The sequence below is a fragment of the Myxococcus sp. AM009 genome (assembly GCF_013372605.1).
GTDB lineage: Bacteria > Myxococcota > Myxococcia > Myxococcales > Myxococcaceae > Myxococcus > Myxococcus vastator.
This window is the reverse complement of record NZ_JABXEP010000073.1, coordinates 1-17,112: the sequence shown is the minus strand read 5'-3', so window position 1 is coordinate 17,112 and position 17,112 is coordinate 1. Positions and strand designations below refer to the sequence as shown.

At 68.2% G+C, this 17,112-nt stretch carries 13 protein-coding genes; 6 read left to right on the top strand and 7 right to left on the bottom strand.

Going from position 1 to position 17,112, the window contains the following annotated elements:
- Window positions 1-61 precede the first annotated feature (61 nt).
- The 6 genes from HV824_RS19160 to HV824_RS19135 are packed head-to-tail and all read left to right on the top strand — an operon-like array spanning window position 62 to window position 7,915.
- A complete protein-coding gene (locus HV824_RS19160) occupies window positions 62-784 on the top strand; it encodes a type II secretion system protein (protein WP_255208173.1) in 723 nt (240 codons plus the stop codon).
- A gap of 13 nt (window positions 785-797) precedes the next feature.
- On the top strand, window positions 798-1,268 hold the full coding sequence (locus HV824_RS19155) for a cytochrome c family protein (RefSeq protein WP_255208172.1): 471 nt from the start codon (window positions 798-800) through the stop codon (window positions 1,266-1,268).
- A complete protein-coding gene (locus HV824_RS19150; RefSeq protein ID WP_176423958.1) occupies window positions 1,268-5,506 on the top strand; it encodes a DUF4114 domain-containing protein in 4,239 nt (1,412 codons plus the stop codon). Before HV824_RS19155 ends, HV824_RS19150 begins: the two co-directional genes overlap by 1 nt.
- On the top strand, window positions 5,503-6,033 hold the full coding sequence (locus HV824_RS19145) for a type II secretion system protein (RefSeq protein ID WP_176420277.1): 531 nt from the start codon (window positions 5,503-5,505) through the stop codon (window positions 6,031-6,033). Before HV824_RS19150 ends, HV824_RS19145 begins: the two co-directional genes overlap by 4 nt.
- Window positions 6,033-7,265 carry a PilW family protein gene (locus HV824_RS19140; protein WP_217917536.1) on the top strand — a complete coding sequence of 411 codons (1,233 nt, stop codon included), beginning with the start codon at window positions 6,033-6,035 and terminating at the stop codon, window positions 7,263-7,265. Before HV824_RS19145 ends, HV824_RS19140 begins: the two co-directional genes overlap by 1 nt.
- Before the next feature lie 2 nt (window positions 7,266-7,267).
- Window positions 7,268-7,915, top strand: coding sequence for a Tfp pilus assembly protein FimT/FimU (locus HV824_RS19135; protein WP_176420275.1), 648 nt, complete (start codon window positions 7,268-7,270; stop codon window positions 7,913-7,915).
- 74 nt (window positions 7,916-7,989) lie between these two features.
- Here the strand turns inward: HV824_RS19135 and ileS are convergent, their stop codons facing one another.
- From ileS to HV824_RS19100, 7 genes are all read right to left on the bottom strand, one after another.
- The gene (ileS, locus tag HV824_RS19130) at window positions 7,990-10,890 is read right to left on the bottom strand and encodes an isoleucine--tRNA ligase (protein WP_176423956.1); all 2,901 of its coding nucleotides are present in this window, start codon (window positions 10,888-10,890) and stop codon (window positions 7,990-7,992) included.
- Window positions 10,891-10,923: 33 nt separating this feature from the next.
- Window positions 10,924-11,613: a hypothetical protein gene (locus HV824_RS19125; RefSeq protein WP_176423955.1), complete on the bottom strand. Its 690-nt coding sequence runs from the start codon at window positions 11,611-11,613 to the stop codon at window positions 10,924-10,926.
- Window positions 11,614-11,659: 46 nt separating this feature from the next.
- Window positions 11,660-11,983, bottom strand: a complete 324-nt coding sequence (locus tag HV824_RS19120; RefSeq protein ID WP_176420269.1) for a hypothetical protein — start codon at window positions 11,981-11,983, stop codon at window positions 11,660-11,662.
- A 1-nt stretch (window position 11,984) separates the two neighbouring features.
- Window positions 11,985-13,007, bottom strand: a complete 1,023-nt coding sequence (locus HV824_RS19115) for a pilus assembly protein (protein ID WP_255208171.1) — start codon at window positions 13,005-13,007, stop codon at window positions 11,985-11,987.
- The gene (locus HV824_RS19110) at window positions 13,004-14,647 is read right to left on the bottom strand and encodes a pilus assembly protein TadG-related protein (protein WP_176423954.1); all 1,644 of its coding nucleotides are present in this window, start codon (window positions 14,645-14,647) and stop codon (window positions 13,004-13,006) included. Before HV824_RS19110 ends, HV824_RS19115 begins: the two co-directional genes overlap by 4 nt.
- Window positions 14,644-15,426, bottom strand: coding sequence for a TadE/TadG family type IV pilus assembly protein (locus HV824_RS19105; protein WP_255208170.1), 783 nt, complete (start codon window positions 15,424-15,426; stop codon window positions 14,644-14,646). The genes HV824_RS19110 and HV824_RS19105 overlap by 4 nt, the downstream gene beginning before the upstream one ends.
- Before the next feature lie 157 nt (window positions 15,427-15,583).
- Window positions 15,584-17,014, bottom strand: coding sequence for a sigma 54-interacting transcriptional regulator (locus HV824_RS19100; RefSeq protein WP_176423953.1), 1,431 nt, complete (start codon window positions 17,012-17,014; stop codon window positions 15,584-15,586).
- Window positions 17,015-17,112 lie beyond the last annotated feature (98 nt).

Here is a 17,112-nt window from a genome sequence, read left to right as displayed (position 1 = left end):
TTGCGTGGTGAGCAACACTGGCATCGCCCTCAAGGGCCGGAGTCCAAGGGAGTCCCGCGACATGGTGCAACGTCCCACAGCCCGACGGCAGCAAGGTGGCTTCACGCTGCTGCTCGCCATGGGCATCGTCACGATGGTCACCCTCGCGGTGCTCCTCAGCTACGGCATGGTGAGCCGCGAGGCGGAGGTCCAGGGTGACGGCCGCCGCTACAAAGAAGCGTACTTCGCGGCGCAAGCGGGGCTTGCGGAAGCGCGTGAGGCCATGCGCATCCGGCTGGGCGTCGATGAGACCTACACCCCCGCCATCCAGGCCATGCTGGCCCTGCAGGTCAACGAGCCCGGCCTGAACGGTGGAGCCCGACCCTACTTCGAGGTGCTTCCAGGACCGGGCGGGGCGGGAACCTGGAACTCGCTGGCCATCAATGAGGCGGACCTGGCGCCCGCGGAGCGGCAGAGTCCCAGCGGCGAGGATTACGCCGCCTACCCCCGCCAGGAGAACGTGCGCTACCGCGTGTTCCTCCGGGACGACGAGGACGGCGACCCGTCCGGCGCGCTCGACGACAACAAGCAGGTCTGGCTCATCGCCATTGGCGAGGTCGTCGGTCCCGATGGCAGCCGCCCCACGCGCGCCGTCATCCAGGCGCTCATCACCAACGAGAACGCCCCCGCCGTCACCAGCCCGGGAACCGTCATGACCGGCGGTGGCTCCGACAACACCTACAGCACGACGGCTGATGCACCCGACGATTTCAACGACGTCGCGACCCTCTCCTCCGCCCCTTGAGCTGAGCACGCCCATGAAACGACTCTCCCTGTTGTCGCTCCTGCTCCTGCCAGGCCTGGCCGCTGGTGCCTCGGATGAAGGCAAGCTCGCCTTCGACAAGGCCTGCGCGAGCTGCCACACCGTCACGCCGCAGGCCCAGGGCAATGGCAAGCGCACCAAGACGGCGGCGAAGCCCATCCCCACCGAGAAGCGCGGCCGGGGCACCGACCTGGGCCCGCTGATTCTCAAGCGCACGCCCGAACATCTGCGCGCGTGGATTGCTGGCCCCAATCAGGTCAAGCGCAAGACGACCTGCGACACGCGGCTGCTGCCCGTGGATGACCGGGAGCTGCTCCTCACCTACCTGGCGCAGAGCATCCATCCGCCGCCTCCCTCTCGCGAGGAGCTCCTGCGTGAACAGCTCAAGCAGGACCTCGCCACACGCCAGGCGCAGAAGCAGCGCAAGGCGATTGACCCGTCCCGCCGCTCCCAGGGGAAGAAGTGATGCGCACCCTTACCCAGACGCTCGCCGCGTTCGCGCTGCTGACCGCACCGCTCGCGCATGCCCAGGCGGAACCACAAGCACCCGCCCAGCTGTGCGAAGATCAGCTCGACCAGAACAAGCAGCCCGAGTTCTCTGATGAGAACCTGGAGATCCAGGAGTCGACCATCCTCATCACCGAGGACAGTCCCGCCCGGCTCCAGCTCAACACGAACCGCACGGCGCTGAACTCAGAGTTCATCCAGTTCCCGTTCGATCAGAACGTCACCATCAGCTACGTGTACGAGTCCGCCGGCGCATCGCACGCGCTCGGCTACCTCTACATGGACGACCTGGAGGACCGCGGGTACGTCGATGCGGACGGCAACCTGCTGGACGACAACGACAACGGCATCTTCGACCTGCACGAGGACATGTTCAACCTCGCGCCCCGGTCCGGCCCCAAGGCCCGCCCGTACATCGGCGTGAACCGGCGCTGCACGCGAAACTTCACGTCGGACGGCGAGCTGTACAACCAGCCAGAGCTGGCGATGAGCGCCGGATGTAGCAACACGTTCGAAGAGAACACCGACCTCGCGGATGCCCGCCCGGGACTGGGCGGTGAGTGGAACACGACGGACAAGGTGGGCACCTTCGCGTCCGGCACCATCACGGAAGAGAGCTTCTCGGACCGAGGCCTTTTCCCTCACCTCCCCAACCTGCTGGAGCCGCCCTCGGAGGACAACGGCAACATGGGCCTGGGGCGAATGGTCTTCCTGCTCGCCGACGATGACTCCGGCCGTGCCACCCACCGGAACCTGGCGCCCGTGAGAGATGTCGGCGACTACTCCGAAGGCATCCCGGACTACGACGTGTCCGCGTATGACCCGCGTGGCCTGCGGCGCACCACCAACCCGGACAACGGCGTCTCGCCCTATGACCGGACCGTGGACATGGGGATGATTCAAGGCGGCAAGGAAGTCATCTTCTTCATCGTCGCCTACTATGAAAGCAACCACGGCCCCCGCGAGGGCTACGTCTTTCCCTGCCTGAAGCAGGACCCGGATGGCCGGTGCGCGCTGCACCTGCAGACGTCCATCAACGTCTTCTTCTCCAAGTCGGCGTGGAACATGGACCAGAACCCCGAGGGCGGCTCGGTCGTCGCCGAGCGCAACATCGGGTGTCAGTACCTGGAAGGCTGCAACCGCGACAACCCCGCCAACACGCCTGGCCAGGCCTGCCGGGTCGCGGACACCAACGAGTACTACTGCGGCTGGCTGGACGGCCCCATCAACGAGTGGGGCACCACGCTGTACCGGCTGGCGAACGACGAACTCTACGGCAACCTCGTGATGCCCATGGAGAAGGTGACGATTCCCCGGCCTCCGGGCGACCGCAACCCCATGCCGCACGTCATCGTGGGCGCGCCCAGCACGGACCCCTTCCGCTGGATTCTGGGCTTCGAGGACATCCCCGGTGGCGGCGACCGCGACTTCAACGACGTGGTGTTCGTCGTCAACAAGCAGAACGGCGGGAGCACGCGCTCCGCCACGGTGTCTGGAGATATCTCGCCAGACGACGCCAACGACTTCGTCATCACCAAGGTTCGCTTCAAGCGACAGGACGACTTCGCGCCCCAGCCGCGCACGTGCGCCGGAGGGCCGCCGTGTTTCTCCGAAGATGTCCCGGGCGCCTGCACGCCGGAGGATGGTCCCGAGCCCACCATCACCTATTCGCTGGCGGTGGACTGCCGCGTCTGTGAGCCCGACGCGGAGACCGGCGAGATGGAGTGCGTCCCCAATCCGGCGTCCCCCACGTGGTTCCCGGTCCACTTCCCGGAGACGACGCCGCCCACCCAGGAGGTGGAGCTGGACATCATGGCCATGGGCTTCACGGGCTCCCAGCTCTGCTGGAAGGTGGACATCACCAGCCCCAGCGAGCTGTGCCGCCCCATCATCGACGACATCGAGGTGGGCTACCAGGCCGTCCGCGCTGGCAGCTATTCGCGCGCCTCACCGTCCACGCTGGGCAACGTCATCGTCTGGGGCGTGAACGAGACGCCGGGCAGCACCTGGGGCCGGGAAGGAACCTGGCCGGGCAATGGCATGCCCGCGCCCGGCACTCGCGCCTACGACGGCAACAAGGACTTCACCGTCCGCGGGCGGCTCTACCTCAGCTCGCTCTATGACCCGGAGAACCCGAACGTCACCACGGGCGATTTCCGCTGGGACGCGGGCAAGGTGATGGCGCTCTCGTTCGGCACCGACGAGGACCCGCTGACTCGCAAGCTCTATACGATGAGCGCTGGGGGCAACCGCAGCACCCTCTCCGCCGAGATGGAGGACACCAACGGCGCCAGCCCGCTCTTCCCCGACGCGCTCTGCGACCTGGAGCAGAACGGGCGCTACCTGTATGACCTCAACAACGACGGCAAGTGCGGCACGCCCACCGGCAGCCCTCCCGACAAGCGGGTGACAGGGCCCACCAACGACCGCAACTTCCTGCGGGAATGGCTGTACGGCTGGGAGGACCACTATGGCCCCGGGCCGGTCGACCAACGTCGGCCGTGGGCGCTTGGCGGCATCAACATGTCCACCGTCGCGCTCAGCGTGCCGCCGCACATCGATGGCTGGGCCCAGAACGCGCGCGCGGGCGAACGGGACATGTACCGCCGCAACTTCATGGAGCCGCTCTCCTCGCGGCCCACCGTCGCCTACGTGGGCACCATGAGCGGATACCTGCACGCTTTCGCGGCAGGTGTCTTCCGCAACTCCACCCATGACGAGTGCGCGCCTGGCACCCAGGTCCGTGGTTTCTTCGAGCCCACCGCGAACTGCGTCTCGGGCAACATCACCCCCCGCGACTACGGCGACGGCACGGAACTGTTCACGTACATGCCTCGCATGTTGCTGGAGCGCTACCGCAACACCTACGTGCGCTTCAACGGCTCGGGCAACCTGCCCCGACCGTCGATGGATGCCTCGCCGACCATCGCCAACGTGGACTTCGGAATCACGGGACAGCCCGCGTGGACCCCCTCGACCACTTCATCCAAGACCCAGGGCGCCAAGACGGTCCTGGTCAGCGCCTCTGGCAAGAACAGCCCCGCCGTCGTCGCGCTCGACATCACGAACCCCAGCGACGCGTGGTACCCGCTCCCGCTGTGGGAGTTCAACCTGCGTGACACGAGCATCGAGCTCGCGTTCTCCACGGCGAAGGCGGTGGACCCCTCCGTGAATTTCCCGGACAACGCCGGTTCCAGCCACGCGCCGTCGATTGGCCGGCTGACCTGGGGCACCGAAACGGAGGGGAAGTGGACCACCATCGTGGGCACCGACTTCGTGCCTTCGTCGCCGAGCCGTGCCGGCGCCCTCTACCTCATCGACATGAAGACGGGGCAGCCGCTCAACTACGGCGGGACGCCCGGTGGCGTCAGGGCGGGCATCATCACGCTGGACCAGGGCTCTGGCATCGCCGCGGAGACGGCCCTGGTGGACCTCGACCGCGACGGCAACTACGACGTCCTGTACGTGCCCACCACCGCGGGCAACGTCTACCGCATCAACCTGGACCAGGTGGACACGGGCGAACCGCTGGGCCGCAAGGTGAAGACCTGCAAGATTGCCAGTGCCCCCGTCACGCTGTCCGACCACGAGGACGCGGCGACGGGCCAGGACCCCATCTACCAGCAGATCCACTCCAACCTCGGCGTGAACGTCGTGCGCAACACCGGCTCGCCCGTGGTGCGCTTCTACTTCGGTACGGGTGACAACCCGGACGAGTTCTCTGACGGCCCGCCGAACAAGGATAGCTACCGCTACCACCTGCTGGCCTTCGAGGACGCCGACCCCTCTGGCAGGAACGACTGCGAGCTGCTGGAGCCGCTGTGGGTGCAGCAGTTGGATCCGGGGCAGGCGGTGTGGGGCGGCGTCGCGCTGGCAGGCGACAAGGTCTTCGCGACCACGGCCGTTGGCGCGGCCGCGGACATCTGCAACCTGAGCGAGGACGAGAGCGGCCGGTACTACGAGTCCGGGCAGCTTCCGGATGGCAACAGCGCCCCTGAGATGACCAGCGCGGCGCTCGGCGGCCACGGCGTGAACGCGCCGCTGGTCCACGACGGGCACCTCATCGTTCCCACGGCGCTGGGCGAAATCAAGGTGAAGGGCAGCGGCCGCTGGAACACAGGCACTGCCGAGGGCGGAACGGCTCGCTCGAAGCTGCTCATCTACTCGCCGAGCCCGGACGGAAGGATTCAGCAGTGAAGGCACTGAAGACACGCCAGCAGCGGGGCGTCACGCTGCTGGAGGTGCTGGCGACCATGGGTATCCTGTTGATGGGCATTGCCGCGGCGATGCTGGTCGTGACCCAGACCAGCAACGCCAACCGCCGCAGCCTCACCGCCACGCAGGCACAAATCATCGCGGAGCAGGCGATGGAGAACATCACGCTAATGGGGTGCGTGGTGGAGCCGCCGTGCTCCAACCTAGTGGGACAGGATGCGACCTTCACCCTCTTCCAGACGGCCGCGGGGGCGCTGAGTGACGTCCGCCCCACCGACGAGACGGTCATCGCGCGTGAGTACCAGGTCGCCGTCGACGTGGACGTTCCAGCCCAGATCGCCACCATCGAGCCGGGCTCCGTCGTCCCGGCGGACCTGACGCGGGACCTCATTCCCGGCCAGCCTGGTACCGTGGGGAACATCGCGCATGTGCGCGTCAGCGTGAGCTGGCGCGAACCGGGCCGCAGCGACCCACAGGTGGTGGTGCTCCAGACGAGGATGGCGCCGTGATGTCGTCTCTTTTGAGGACTCGAACTCGGGCAGCGCGTGGCTTCACGCTGCTCGAGGTGATGATTGCGAGCGCCATTGGCCTCATCGTGCTCGGCGCGGGCCTGGTCGCTGCGATGCAGATGCAGCGGCGCTCCCATTTCGAGGAACAGACGATGCTGGCTCAGACCACCGGCCGGGTGGTCATGGAGTTGATTTCCGCGGACCTGCAGCGCGCCGGTGCCGGAATGGGCAACGCGCCCATTGTCTTCAGCGACACGCGCACGCAGACGGCCGTCCAGGTGTGGACCGAGCCGGACCTGACGGCAGCGGACGCAACGCGTCCCTTCGCCGCGGATGCCAGCTTCGGGCTGCCACCCGCGGGCCACCTCGAGGAGCTCGTGTCAGACGTCCTGCAGATTCATTGGGGGGACACCCGCGGCATGGTGACGCTGGCCCCTTGTGGCGGCCCCCCTCCCCCGGCTTCGGGCCCCGTACGCACCGGGCCAGAGGGTTTCTGCACCGTCAACAATCCCTCCACCCGGCTCCAGCCCGTCACTGCGCCATCCACGCCCGCGTTCGTGGTGAACCCGAACGAGAATGTGGCCTGCCACGTGCGCGTCACGAACGTGGACACGGCCAGCAACCTCATTACTGCCAACCCTGGCATCGGCGTGGACACCATCAGCAGCGGACCGTGTGCGGAGCCCGCCCAGGGAATCTGGAACTTCGCGAATCCGGTCCAGGACACCTGGCGCATCATGCAGGCGCAGAGCGCGACCTACCGGGTGAACTGGGCCAGCGGAACGCCCACGCTGGAGTACCTGGGCCCCGGTGCGGCGAACTGGGTGGTCCTGAGCCGGGACGTGGAGCACCTCAAGGTCCGGTTCGGCGTCATGAGCCACGTTCCTCCGCTCGGCTTCCGGTGGTTCCCGGACGAGGCCACGAACCTTCCAGAGATTGATGCCTGCACCGCCGTCACGTGCCCCATTGACCAGCATCCGTCGGAAGCGGCCCCTCCCGCGGATGATGACGAGCTGAGGCTCCGCCTGAGGCAGCGCATCCGCGAGGTGGAGGTCACCCTGGTCGTCCGCACGCCGCGGCCGGACCGCGAGGCCTTCGACCCGGACGAGCCCATTGGTAAGGACAAGGAGGAGTTCCCGATTGATGGCTTCAAGCGGCGCACCTTCACCTTCCGGGTGATGCTGCGGAACTTCGCCGCGGGCGGCCTGCAGCCCCCCCTGGTGGGAGAATGAGCATGAAGCACACACGCGGAATCACCCTGCTGGAGATGATGGTGACGGTGGCCATCGCCGCCATCCTGCTCGCCGCGGCGCTGGTGGGCATCCAGACGCCCGTCAACCGTCAGCGCGAGAACGAGGCCACGCGCGAGCTGTGGGCCTCCACGCTCCGCGCCCGGCAGCGCGCCATCTCCACCAACCAGCCCGTGCGCATCGTCGTGGAGGAGGGCGTTCCCCGCGGCGATGGAACACTGCGCACGGTGGCACGGTGGGAGCAACTCCGGTGCGACAATGAATGGGACAACGCGAGCTGTCCCTCCGCTGGCTGCGAGAACACCACCTGCCGCGCCAACCCGGACTGCTGCAGCGAGCTGGGCCCGGACATCGTCATTCCCGTCAGCATGAACGCGGCTGCGATTCACGGGCTCTGCTACATGCCCGGCTCCGGCCGTCCCGTGCGCCCCGGCGACCTGACCTGCATGCGGGACTTCCTGGATGACCAGCCCGCGCTGGATGCCGCGGCCCCGGGAAACCTGCGCTTCGACTTCACCTCGGGCCGCGCGCGCAGCCTCATCATGGTGGAGCCGCGGACAGGCCTGGCCAGCGTGCTGGACTGCGACTCCCAGGCGGCCATCGACCGCCAGGTGGCGGAGTGCGCGAACTGAGCTCGCGCCTCGCCTGAGGAGCCACGCCCCTCCCCGGATTCACCCGCCGGGGAGGGCTTCACGCAGGCGGCCCGCTACGCCGCCAGCGCCTCGCGGCACTTGAGGCAGACCTCACCGCCCTGCCCCACCGCCTCCGAGTACGTCCAGCAGCGCGGGCACTTCTCGCCGTGCGCGGGCAGCACCTCGGCCGTCACGCGGACGCCTTCGCCGAACGCCTGCGCCATTTCCAGCGTCTGCGCCGCGTCCCCCTTCACGTCCGCCAGCTCCACCTGGCTGGTGATGAAGAGGCCCGGCAGCTCGGCCAGGTTCGCCTGGAGGAAGTCGCGCGCCGCGCCCTCCGCCGTCAGCACCACCCGGGCCTCCAGCGACGCGCCGATGCGCTTGTCCCGCCGCGCCGCCTCCAGCACGCCCTGCACCGCGCCGCGCACCGCGAAGAGCTTCGCGTAGCGCTCGGCCAGCGCCGGCTCCAGCTTCGCGGACACCACCGGGAAGCCGCCCAGGAACACGCTCTCCGCCGGCTTGCCCGGCAGCGTCTGCCACGCCTCCTCCGCCGTGAAGCTCATCACCGGCGCCAGCAGCCGCAACAACACCGAGGCCACCTCGTACAGCACCGTCTGCGCGCCGCGCCGGGGCTGCCCGTCCGCGCGCCACGTGTAGAGCCGGTCCTTGAGGATGTCGAAGTACACCGCCGACAAGTCACCCGCGACGAAGTCCACCACCGTCGCGTACACGAGGTGGAACTCGTAGTCCTCGTAGGCCTTGCGCACCCGCGCCACCACCTCCGCCAGCCGCCCCAGCGCCCAGCGGTCCAGCGGCAGCAGCGCCGCCTCCGGCACCGCGTGCGTCGCCGGGTCGAAGTCGTAGAGGTTGCTCAGCGCGTAGCGGACGGTGTTGCGAATCTTCCGGTAGCCCTCCGACAGGCCCTTGAGAATCTGGTCCGACAGGCGCACGTCGTTGCGGTAGTCGCTGGCCGCCACCCACAGGCGCAGCACCTCCGCGCCGTACTGCTGGATGACCTTGTCCGGCGCCACCACGTTGCCGCGGCTCTTGGACATCTTCTCGCCCTGGCCGTCCACCACGAAGCCGTGCGTGAGGCAGGCCTTGTACGGCGACACGTCACGCGTGCCCACCGCCACCAGCATGGACGAATGGAACCAGCCGCGGTGCTGGTCGCTGCCCTCCAGGAAGAGGTCCGCCGGAATCCGCTGCCGCTGCTCCAGCACCGCGGAGAACATGCACGCCGAGTCGAACCACACGTCGAGGATGTCCGTCTCCCGGCGGAACTCCCCCTTGCCGCAGCGCGGGCACTGGAAGTCCGCGCCCAGGAAGTCATTCACCGGCGTGCGGTACCACACGCCCACGCCTTCCTGCTCCACCGCCGCCGCCACCCGCTCCATCAACTCGGGCGACACCACGGCCTCCTCGCAGCCCTCGCAGTAGGCGATGCAGATGGGCACCCCCCACGTCCGCTGCCGGCTGATGGTCCAGTCCGGCCGCGTCTCCAGCATGCCGCGGATGCGGCTGTGCCCCCACGAGGGCACCCACTGCACCTGGTCCACCTGCTCCAGCACCACCTGCCGGAACGTCTGCGTCCCGTGGAACGGCGCGTCCATGGGGATGAACCACTGGTACGTCGCGCTCAGGATGACGGGGTTGCGGCAGCGCCAGCAGTGCGGGTACGTGTGCGCCACCGTGTCCGTGGCGCCGTTGAGCAGCGCGCCCTTCTCCACCAGCAACTGGATGACGACCGGGTTCGCCTCGAACACGCGCCGACCTTCCAGCACCGGCCCCACCGTGTCGTCGTAGCGGCCGTCCGGGCGCACGGGGTTGTAGATGTCCAACCCGTACTTCAGGCCGACCTCGTAGTCCTCCTGGCCGTGCCCCGGCGCGGTGTGCACCAGGCCCGTACCGGCATCCAGCGTCACGTGCTCGCCCAGGATGACGCGGCCCCGGCGCTCGTAGAACGGGTGCTGGTACGTCAGGTGCTCCAGCTCCTCGCCGCGCGCGTAAGCGAGGATGCGCGACGGGTCCACCAGCGCCGCCGCGGACACCTCACCGCCGGGCAGCTCCACGTGCTTCACCGCCAGCTCGTCCGCCTTCACCTCCGCCAGCACCTTGGGCAGCAGCTCCCGCGCCACGCAGATGACGCGCGGGCCGAGCTGGTAGAAGACGTATTCGAACTCCGGGTTGACGGCGACGGCCAGGTTGGACGGCAGCGTCCACGGCGTGGTCGTCCAGATGACGAAGGCCACGTCCTTGCCCTTCAGCGAGGGCACGCGCTCGGCCAGCTCCGCGCCGGCCTGGAAGGCCACGTACACGGAGGGCGAGGTGTGGTGCTCGTACTCCACCTCCGCCTCCGCCAGCGCCGTCTGGTCATACAGGCACCAGTACACGGGCTTCTTGCGGCGGTAGAGCATGCCCCGCTTCGCGAAGGCGGCCAGCTCGCGAATCTCCTGGGCCTCGTAGGTGAAGTCGAGCGTCTTGTACGGCCGCTCCCACGAGCCGAACACGCCCAGGCGCTGGAACTCGGCCTTCTGGATGTCGACGAACTCCAGCGCGTAGGCGCGGCACGCCTCCAGGAAGGCGTCGCGAGCCAGCGTGCGCTTGTCGACTTTCTTGTCCTTCAGCCGCTTCTCCACGGCCTGCTCAATCGGGAGCCCGTGCGTGTCCCAGCCGGGGATGAAGTCACACCGGCGGCCGGACATGTTCCGGTACTTCACCACGATGTCCTTGAGGACCTTGTTGAGCGCGTGGCCCGCGTGCAGGTGGCCGTTGGCGTAGGGCGGACCGTCGGGCAGGACGAAGGGCTCCGCGCCCGCGTTCTGCTCCAGAATCTTCCCCCAAATCCCCCGCTCCGCCCACCAGCCGAGCATGCGCGGCTCAAGCTGCGCCAGGTTCCCCTTCATGGGGAAGTCCGTGCGCGGCAGGTTGACCGAATCCTTGAAGTCCTTGTCCTTCGGGGGCGTGTCGCTCATGTCGAGCGGCCGTAACACGCTCCCTACAGGGCTTCAATCCGAGGTCGGGCTCGCGGGCGCCTGGGCGACGGTCCGGCGCACCACCACCACCACCAGCCGCCCCTCCTTCGTGGGAGCGAACGACAGCTTGATCTCCTCGTTCGCCGAGCGGAACAGGCGCGGCTCCTCTTCACGGAAGCCCGCGTTGCCCAGCTCGGTCCGGTAGAAGGCCTCCACCTCCGCCTGCCGGGCCTCCACGGAGTACGTGAGGGTGCGCGACGACTCCGTCTCCGCCTTCATCGAGTCCGAGGCCCCTGGGAACATCGGCGCCACCGAGGACTGCGGCTGCCGCCGCCCCTGGGCCAGGTTCGCCTCTCCCATGAACACCGTGGTGGTGCCGTCCGGGTTGGCCTGGAGGATGGCCGTGTAGGAGATGAACAGCTTGGTGTCGAGCGCGGTAATCATCGTCTCGCGCAGGAGCTGCGGCTGGAGCGTCGGCTTGGGGACGTGGAGCTCCCAGGCCTGGAAGCGCGACACCAGGTGCTGCCCGATGACCTCTGGCTTCTCCGCGCTGAGCACGGCGGACATCCGGACGGGGACGCCCTCCGAGATGACGGTGCCCGGCACGTCCACCACCGCCACCACCTTGGGCACATCCCAGGTGAACGGCAGGCGCTGGGCGCGCGCGTCCACCGCCATCAGCACCAGCACTCCCGCCAGGAGTCCCTGCAGCACCTGCTTCATCCGTCACTCCTCGAAGAGGGCCATCCCTCCATCACCGGCAGGTTGGCTACTCGACGACGACGCCCTCGTCCGGAACGTCGAACTCCTGAGGCTGAGGGCGCGAGCCCGTCTTGCGAGGCGACTCGATGTTGTCCCGAGGAGGGCAGCGCTTCGAGCACGCCGCGAACTGCTCCTGGAACTTCTTCGTGCACCGCGACGCGCAGGCGGCGTCCCGTCCTCCATTGGGACACCGGGACGTGCACTCCGCCAGCGTCCCCCCGGCCTTGCCGCCACAGTCCGCCTCACACTCGGTCCGCCCGGCCAGCGCCGCAGGAGACGACAGCACCGCCGACATCAGGACCAGCCGAATCCATCCAGAGAAGCGAATCATGTCAGTCGCATTCCTTTCCAAGGAAGCACGCGCCCTTGCTGAAGCGCTGCAGGTGGGCCGCCGCGTAGGGCAGCGTGGTGATGCCGCCCAGCGCCGACCCCGGAGACGTCCCCCAGACGCCCATGTTGATGGGGTCCATCAGGGTGGGGAACTGGTTGAAGTTGATGACGTCCTCGCCCGCGGCGCTGATCCACATCGTCCGCTCCTTCATGCCCAGGCCCACCATGGCCAGGGCCGTGGGCGGCAGCGGATTCCAGAAGAGCGCCTGCTCGGCCAGCATGCTGGCGGCGCCGGGGATGGCGAGCACCGTGGGCGTGTAGATGCTGAACACGGCGGCGTGGTACGACGCGTTGGTGCAAGGCAGGAGCTGGTCCTGCATGATGATGTTGCAGGTGAGGGCCTCCCCCTCGCCCGCCAGGCCCCAGTCGTCAATCAGCATGGAGTAGCTGCCCGTGCAGCGGCCACCCACCGGGCGCCCCACCGCGCAGACCTGCAGGCTGGCGAGCGAGCTCTCCATGTTCCGCTTCTGGTAGAGGCCCGCCTCGCCCTGGTCCAGGAACGAGCTGGGGAAGCGCCACGCGCTCAAGGTCGCCGAGGCGCGGCACGCGGTGCCCCCGTTGTCGCGGTAGGTCGCGCGGGTGACCGCGGTGCCACCCCAGTCCACGCCCACGCCCATCTCACAGTCCACCGCCATGTTGCTGCCGGTGGTGAGCGCCTGGGTGATGCCCGCGCCCGTCGTTGAGGACAGCCCGTTGAAGTCCGCGTAGCGCGCCTGGGCGTCGTTCGCGGCGGCCCGCATGGAGTCGCCCGCGGGGTCGTAGTTCACGGGGATGTAGTGCATCTGCCCGTGCGTACCGTCCCAGAGCGCGGAGATGGCGGCCTCCTGCACCTTCAAGGACAGGAAGCCCACCTCGGCGAAGTGGATGCCGAAGGCGATGATGGTGACGAAGAGCGTGGAGCCAATGGCCGCTTCGACCAGCGACTGGCCCCGGGCATGCCTGGAGCGGAGGGTCTTCTTCATCATTGGATTCCCCTGTATCCCACCGAGCGCAGGGCCCGCAGCGTGCGGGCCGCGGCGGGGGCGCTGAGGTCCAGCGTGTCCGCGGCGTCATCCAGGCCGGACTGGTCCGTGTCCGCCGCCACCAGCGTGGCCCGCCAGAACGGATTGAGCAGGTTGGGCGGCTCGCTCCAGTGGTGGAACGCCACGCTGTGGCCCCGGTGGAAGTAGGCGATGCCCGTGGCCATGGCCGTCTGGACGTCGTTGGGCGTCCCATCCGCCATCTGGAAGCTGCGGTTGTCGAACTGCGTGCCCGTGCTGCCGCGCTCGAAGCGGTAGCGGAAGGAGTAGTCCCACGGGTCCAGCGCCCGGGTGCGCAGGTTGCGCTGCACCACCGCGAAGTTCTTGGGCTGGCCGTAGTTGTTGTCGCCACCATCCAGCAGCTGGGTGAGGTTGTAGTCCAGGAACAGCGGCCAGATGCCCGGGCAGCTCGACACCGGGTTCATGCACGGCATCAACATGTGCCGCATGTACGGATTGGGGTCGCTGCCGCCCGTCCAGCGGTGCTCGGGCGTGGGCATCATGCCGCCGGAGGACACCAGGCTCGCCTCGACGCCCTCCGTGCCACCCACGGCCGCGGGGCACGGCGCGCCGCCGCCGTTGGCCATGTGGTTGTAGAGGTAGAGGATGCTGCCCTCGTCCTCGGCGGTGATGGCGGGCGCGAAGGGCATGATCATCGGCATCTGCCGTCCCTTCTTGCCGAAGTGGGTCGTGCCCTGCGTCGCCACCTCCACCAGCACCATGTCCGGCGGGTTGATGACCCAGGCCAGGTTGGCCAGGTGCGCGACGTAGTCCAGGTCCTGCCGCCACGTGACGAAGTGGAAGCCGCGGCTGCCCATGGCGGCGTTCACCGCGTGCTGCACCGTCGCCGGGACGTCGCACACGGCGCCGCCCTGCGTGCAGGCCAGGCCGCCCGTGAGCTCGTCCTTGTTGACGCCGCCGATGGGGGGCACCTGCCACGCGGCGTCGGTGGCGTTCGCGCCCGGGTTGATGTTGGAGAGGACCTGGTGGGTGAACCGCTGCGAGTCCACCGCGTCCTTCAGCTCCTGGTAGTTCTGCTGCTGGGCGAGGTACAGCGCGTTCTGCGCCAGCTGGTGCCCGCGCATCTGGAGCGCGAACAGCGGCTCATACGACTGGAACACGGCGTTGACCCGCTGGTCCTCCATGCGGAGCTTGCGCTGCAGGTTGCCCAGGTCGCGCAGGCCCTTGTTGCCGCACCGGCAGCGCCGCGCGCACGACGAGCTCTTCCAGGCGCAGGGGCAGCCGGTGATGACGTTCAGTTGATACGGCCACTCCCAGTCGCTGTAGCCCCCGCGGGCGGCGTTGAGCTGCGCGCGGTAGAGGCTGGCCCAGCTCACCAGGCTGGCGGCGCCGGCTTGGGCCACCGCGTGCGCAATCTGCACGCGGTTGATGATGGCGATGTTGTTGAAGGTGCGCGCGGTGGCCACCGCGTTGGAGAAGGCCGCCGCGTCCGCCACCGTCTGGGCCTCGATGCGCTCACGCACCTTCATGGTGAAGGACAGCGTCAACGTCACCATCAGCACCAGGAGCAGCGTGCTGAGCGCGAACAGCACCATCGTCTGGCCACGGGAATGAGAGCGCTTCATCTGGGACAGTCCATGGAGGCGAAGTGACGCGCCTTGACGGGCGTCATCATCCGCATGGTGAAACTGGTTTCAATGGGGAAGACGTACTCACGGCGGCCCACGCGGCTGGCCAGCTCGTCGCGGACGTCCGCCGCCAGCGCGTAAGGGCTGGGGAACTCGCCGGCCCCCCAGTTCGCGTTGCGCTCCGCCAGCACCAGCGGATTGGCCGCCGTGTAGTCCTGGATGCCGAGCTGCGCGAGGAACATCCGCGACATCACCCAGTTCGCGAAGGGGATGCGCATGGGGTACCAGTAGATGAGCCGTACCTCCAGGCGCCGCAGGTGCCCCGGGTCGTCGAAGCCACGGTCCTGCGGGCTCTCCACGCCGCCGCCCGCCAGCCCCCGGTTGATCCACACGATGCTGCCGGTGTGCACGCCGTCCAGCCCGGCCTGGTACCGGTTGTCCCGGCGCGGCGCAAAGGCCATGGCCAGCCGCTCGGGCGCGCCCGCGCCGCCGCCGTGCTCGCCGCCCACCTGCGGCACCCGCATGCCGATGAAGGAGTGGAACGAAGGCAACAAGGCGAGGATGGCCGCGTGGCTCATCCGCTCGCACTCACCGTGGGCCACGCTGCCCGCGCGCGTCGCGCGGAAGGCCGCGTACTGCGCGAGCACGCGCGCCTGCAGCATCAGGAACAGCTGAAGCGTGCCCAGGACCAGGAACACGACGAGCGGAAGCGATAAAGCCGCCTCCACCATCGCCTGACCGGACTGCCTTCCTCGGCTCGGACGCTGTGAATTCATGGCGAACGTATGTTCCGGGGATTCAGCCGTGATCGGACATACGTCAACTTGACGGGGCGTTCCTTGCATTTCACACAGGAGAGCACGACTCCGCGACAACCGCGTTTTTCTAGCGTGAAACAACCGAGTTACAGCCTCCCTCCGGTTGCTCCTGGGGTTAGCGTGACTTCATCCCCTTTGTGTCCAGCTGGTACTTTTTCACCAGCCGCTCAATGGACTTCCGGTGGAGCCCGCTCTCACGGGCGGCGCGAGACAGGTTTCCTTCGCAGCGCGTCAACACGCTGGAGATGTATTCGCGCTCGAAGTTCTCCAGGAGCTGCTCCTTGGCGTCCTTGAAGGAGAGGTGCTCGTTGAAGGGTAGCGGCCCTTCGCGAATCTGTCCCCGCACGCGGGGTGGCAGGTGCGCGGGCTGAATCTCCTCGCCCTCGCTGAAGGTGAGGACGTGAGACAACACGTTCATCAGCTCGCGCACGTTGCCGGGCCATGAATACGACATCAGCAGGCCCAGGGACTCCGCGGAGAAGCGCTTCTTGCCGTGCTTGCCCACCACTTCCGGGTCCGCGAGCGCGCGCTTGAGGATGAGGGGGATGTCGTCGCGGCGCTGGCGCAGCGGCGGCAACTGGATGGTGATGACGGACAGGCGGAAGTAGAGGTCCTCGCGGAAGCCGCCGCACTGAATCTCCTTCATCAGGTCGCGGTTGGTGGCGGCGATGACGCGGCAGTCCACCTCGATGACGTCGTTGCCGCCCACGCGCCGCACCTCGTGGTTCTCCAGCACGCGCAGCAGCTTGGGCTGAAGGTCCAGCCGCAGCTCGCCCAGCTCATCCAGGAAGATGGTGCCCCCGTGCGCGCGCTCGAAGGCGCCCGGCCGGCTGCTCACCGCGCCGGTGAAGGCGCCCTTCTCGTGGCCGAACAGCTCGCTCTCGATGAGGTTGGGGGGAATGGCGCCGCAGTCCAGCACCTCCATGGGCCCCTTCGTGCGGCCGGACAGCTCATGGATGGCGCGCGCCACCAGCTCCTTCCCCGTGCCCGTCTCACCTTGGATGATGACGGACACATTCATGGGGGCGATCTTCTTGATGAGGCCGAATATCTGCCGCATCTTCACGCTCTGCCCCACCATGTCGCACAGCTCGCCCTCGCGGTCGGGCTCGATGGTGACCTCCTCATCCAGCGGCGCGAAGGTCAGCACCGACGAGCCCGCGCGAATCTGCGAGCCCGGTGACAGGTAGGCCCGCTCGATGCGCCGGCCATCCAGGAAGGTGCCGTTGGTGGAGCCCAGGTCCACCAGCAGGTAGCCCCGCTCGGTGAACTGGATTTCGAAGTGGTGGCGGCTGGCGGTGCGGTCCTCCACCAGCACCAGGTCATTGCCAGGATGCGCGCCGCAGCGCAGCCGCTCCTTGTCGCTCACCACCGAGCGGCCGGTGTCCGGCCCCGCGGTGACGGCCAGGCGGCACTTGTGGAGCTTCACCGTGGTGCGCGGGTCCACCACGAGCGTTTCGCCCAACAACGGGGAGTGGTTCAGGTCTTGTCCGACGTCGCCGGGACTGGTGTGGATGTCGTCAGGGTGCAGAGGGGGAGCACTCATCTGCGCGCGAGGATACCAAAGGCCCCCCACGAGGCCCGCTCCTCGCGGGCGTCCGTGCTAGGCTCCCCCTCTGCACCCTGACGACATCCACACCAGTC

Bases quoted from the DNA above. Each gene is read 5' to 3' on its own strand.
- HV824_RS19160 (WP_255208173.1), top strand. From the start codon at position 62: ATGGTGCAACGTCCCACAGCCCGACGGCAGCAAGGTGGCTTCACGCTG.
- HV824_RS19155 (WP_255208172.1), top strand. From the start codon at position 798: ATGAAACGACTCTCCCTGTTGTCGCTCCTGCTCCTGCCAGGCCTGGCC.
- HV824_RS19150 (WP_176423958.1), top strand. From the start codon at position 1,268: ATGCGCACCCTTACCCAGACGCTCGCCGCGTTCGCGCTGCTGACCGCA.
- HV824_RS19140 (WP_217917536.1), top strand. From the start codon at position 6,033: ATGTCGTCTCTTTTGAGGACTCGAACTCGGGCAGCGCGTGGCTTCACG.
- HV824_RS19135 (WP_176420275.1), top strand. From the start codon at position 7,268: ATGAAGCACACACGCGGAATCACCCTGCTGGAGATGATGGTGACGGTG.
- ileS (WP_176423956.1), bottom strand. From the start codon at position 10,890: ATGAGCGACACGCCCCCGAAGGACAAGGACTTCAAGGATTCGGTCAAC.
- HV824_RS19125 (WP_176423955.1), bottom strand. From the start codon at position 11,613: ATGAAGCAGGTGCTGCAGGGACTCCTGGCGGGAGTGCTGGTGCTGATG.
- HV824_RS19120 (WP_176420269.1), bottom strand. From the start codon at position 11,983: ATGATTCGCTTCTCTGGATGGATTCGGCTGGTCCTGATGTCGGCGGTG.
- HV824_RS19115 (WP_255208171.1), bottom strand. From the start codon at position 13,007: ATGATGAAGAAGACCCTCCGCTCCAGGCATGCCCGGGGCCAGTCGCTG.
- HV824_RS19110 (WP_176423954.1), bottom strand. From the start codon at position 14,647: ATGAAGCGCTCTCATTCCCGTGGCCAGACGATGGTGCTGTTCGCGCTC.
- HV824_RS19105 (WP_255208170.1), bottom strand. From the start codon at position 15,426: ATGAATTCACAGCGTCCGAGCCGAGGAAGGCAGTCCGGTCAGGCGATG.
- HV824_RS19100 (WP_176423953.1), bottom strand. From the start codon at position 17,014: ATGAGTGCTCCCCCTCTGCACCCTGACGACATCCACACCAGTCCCGGC.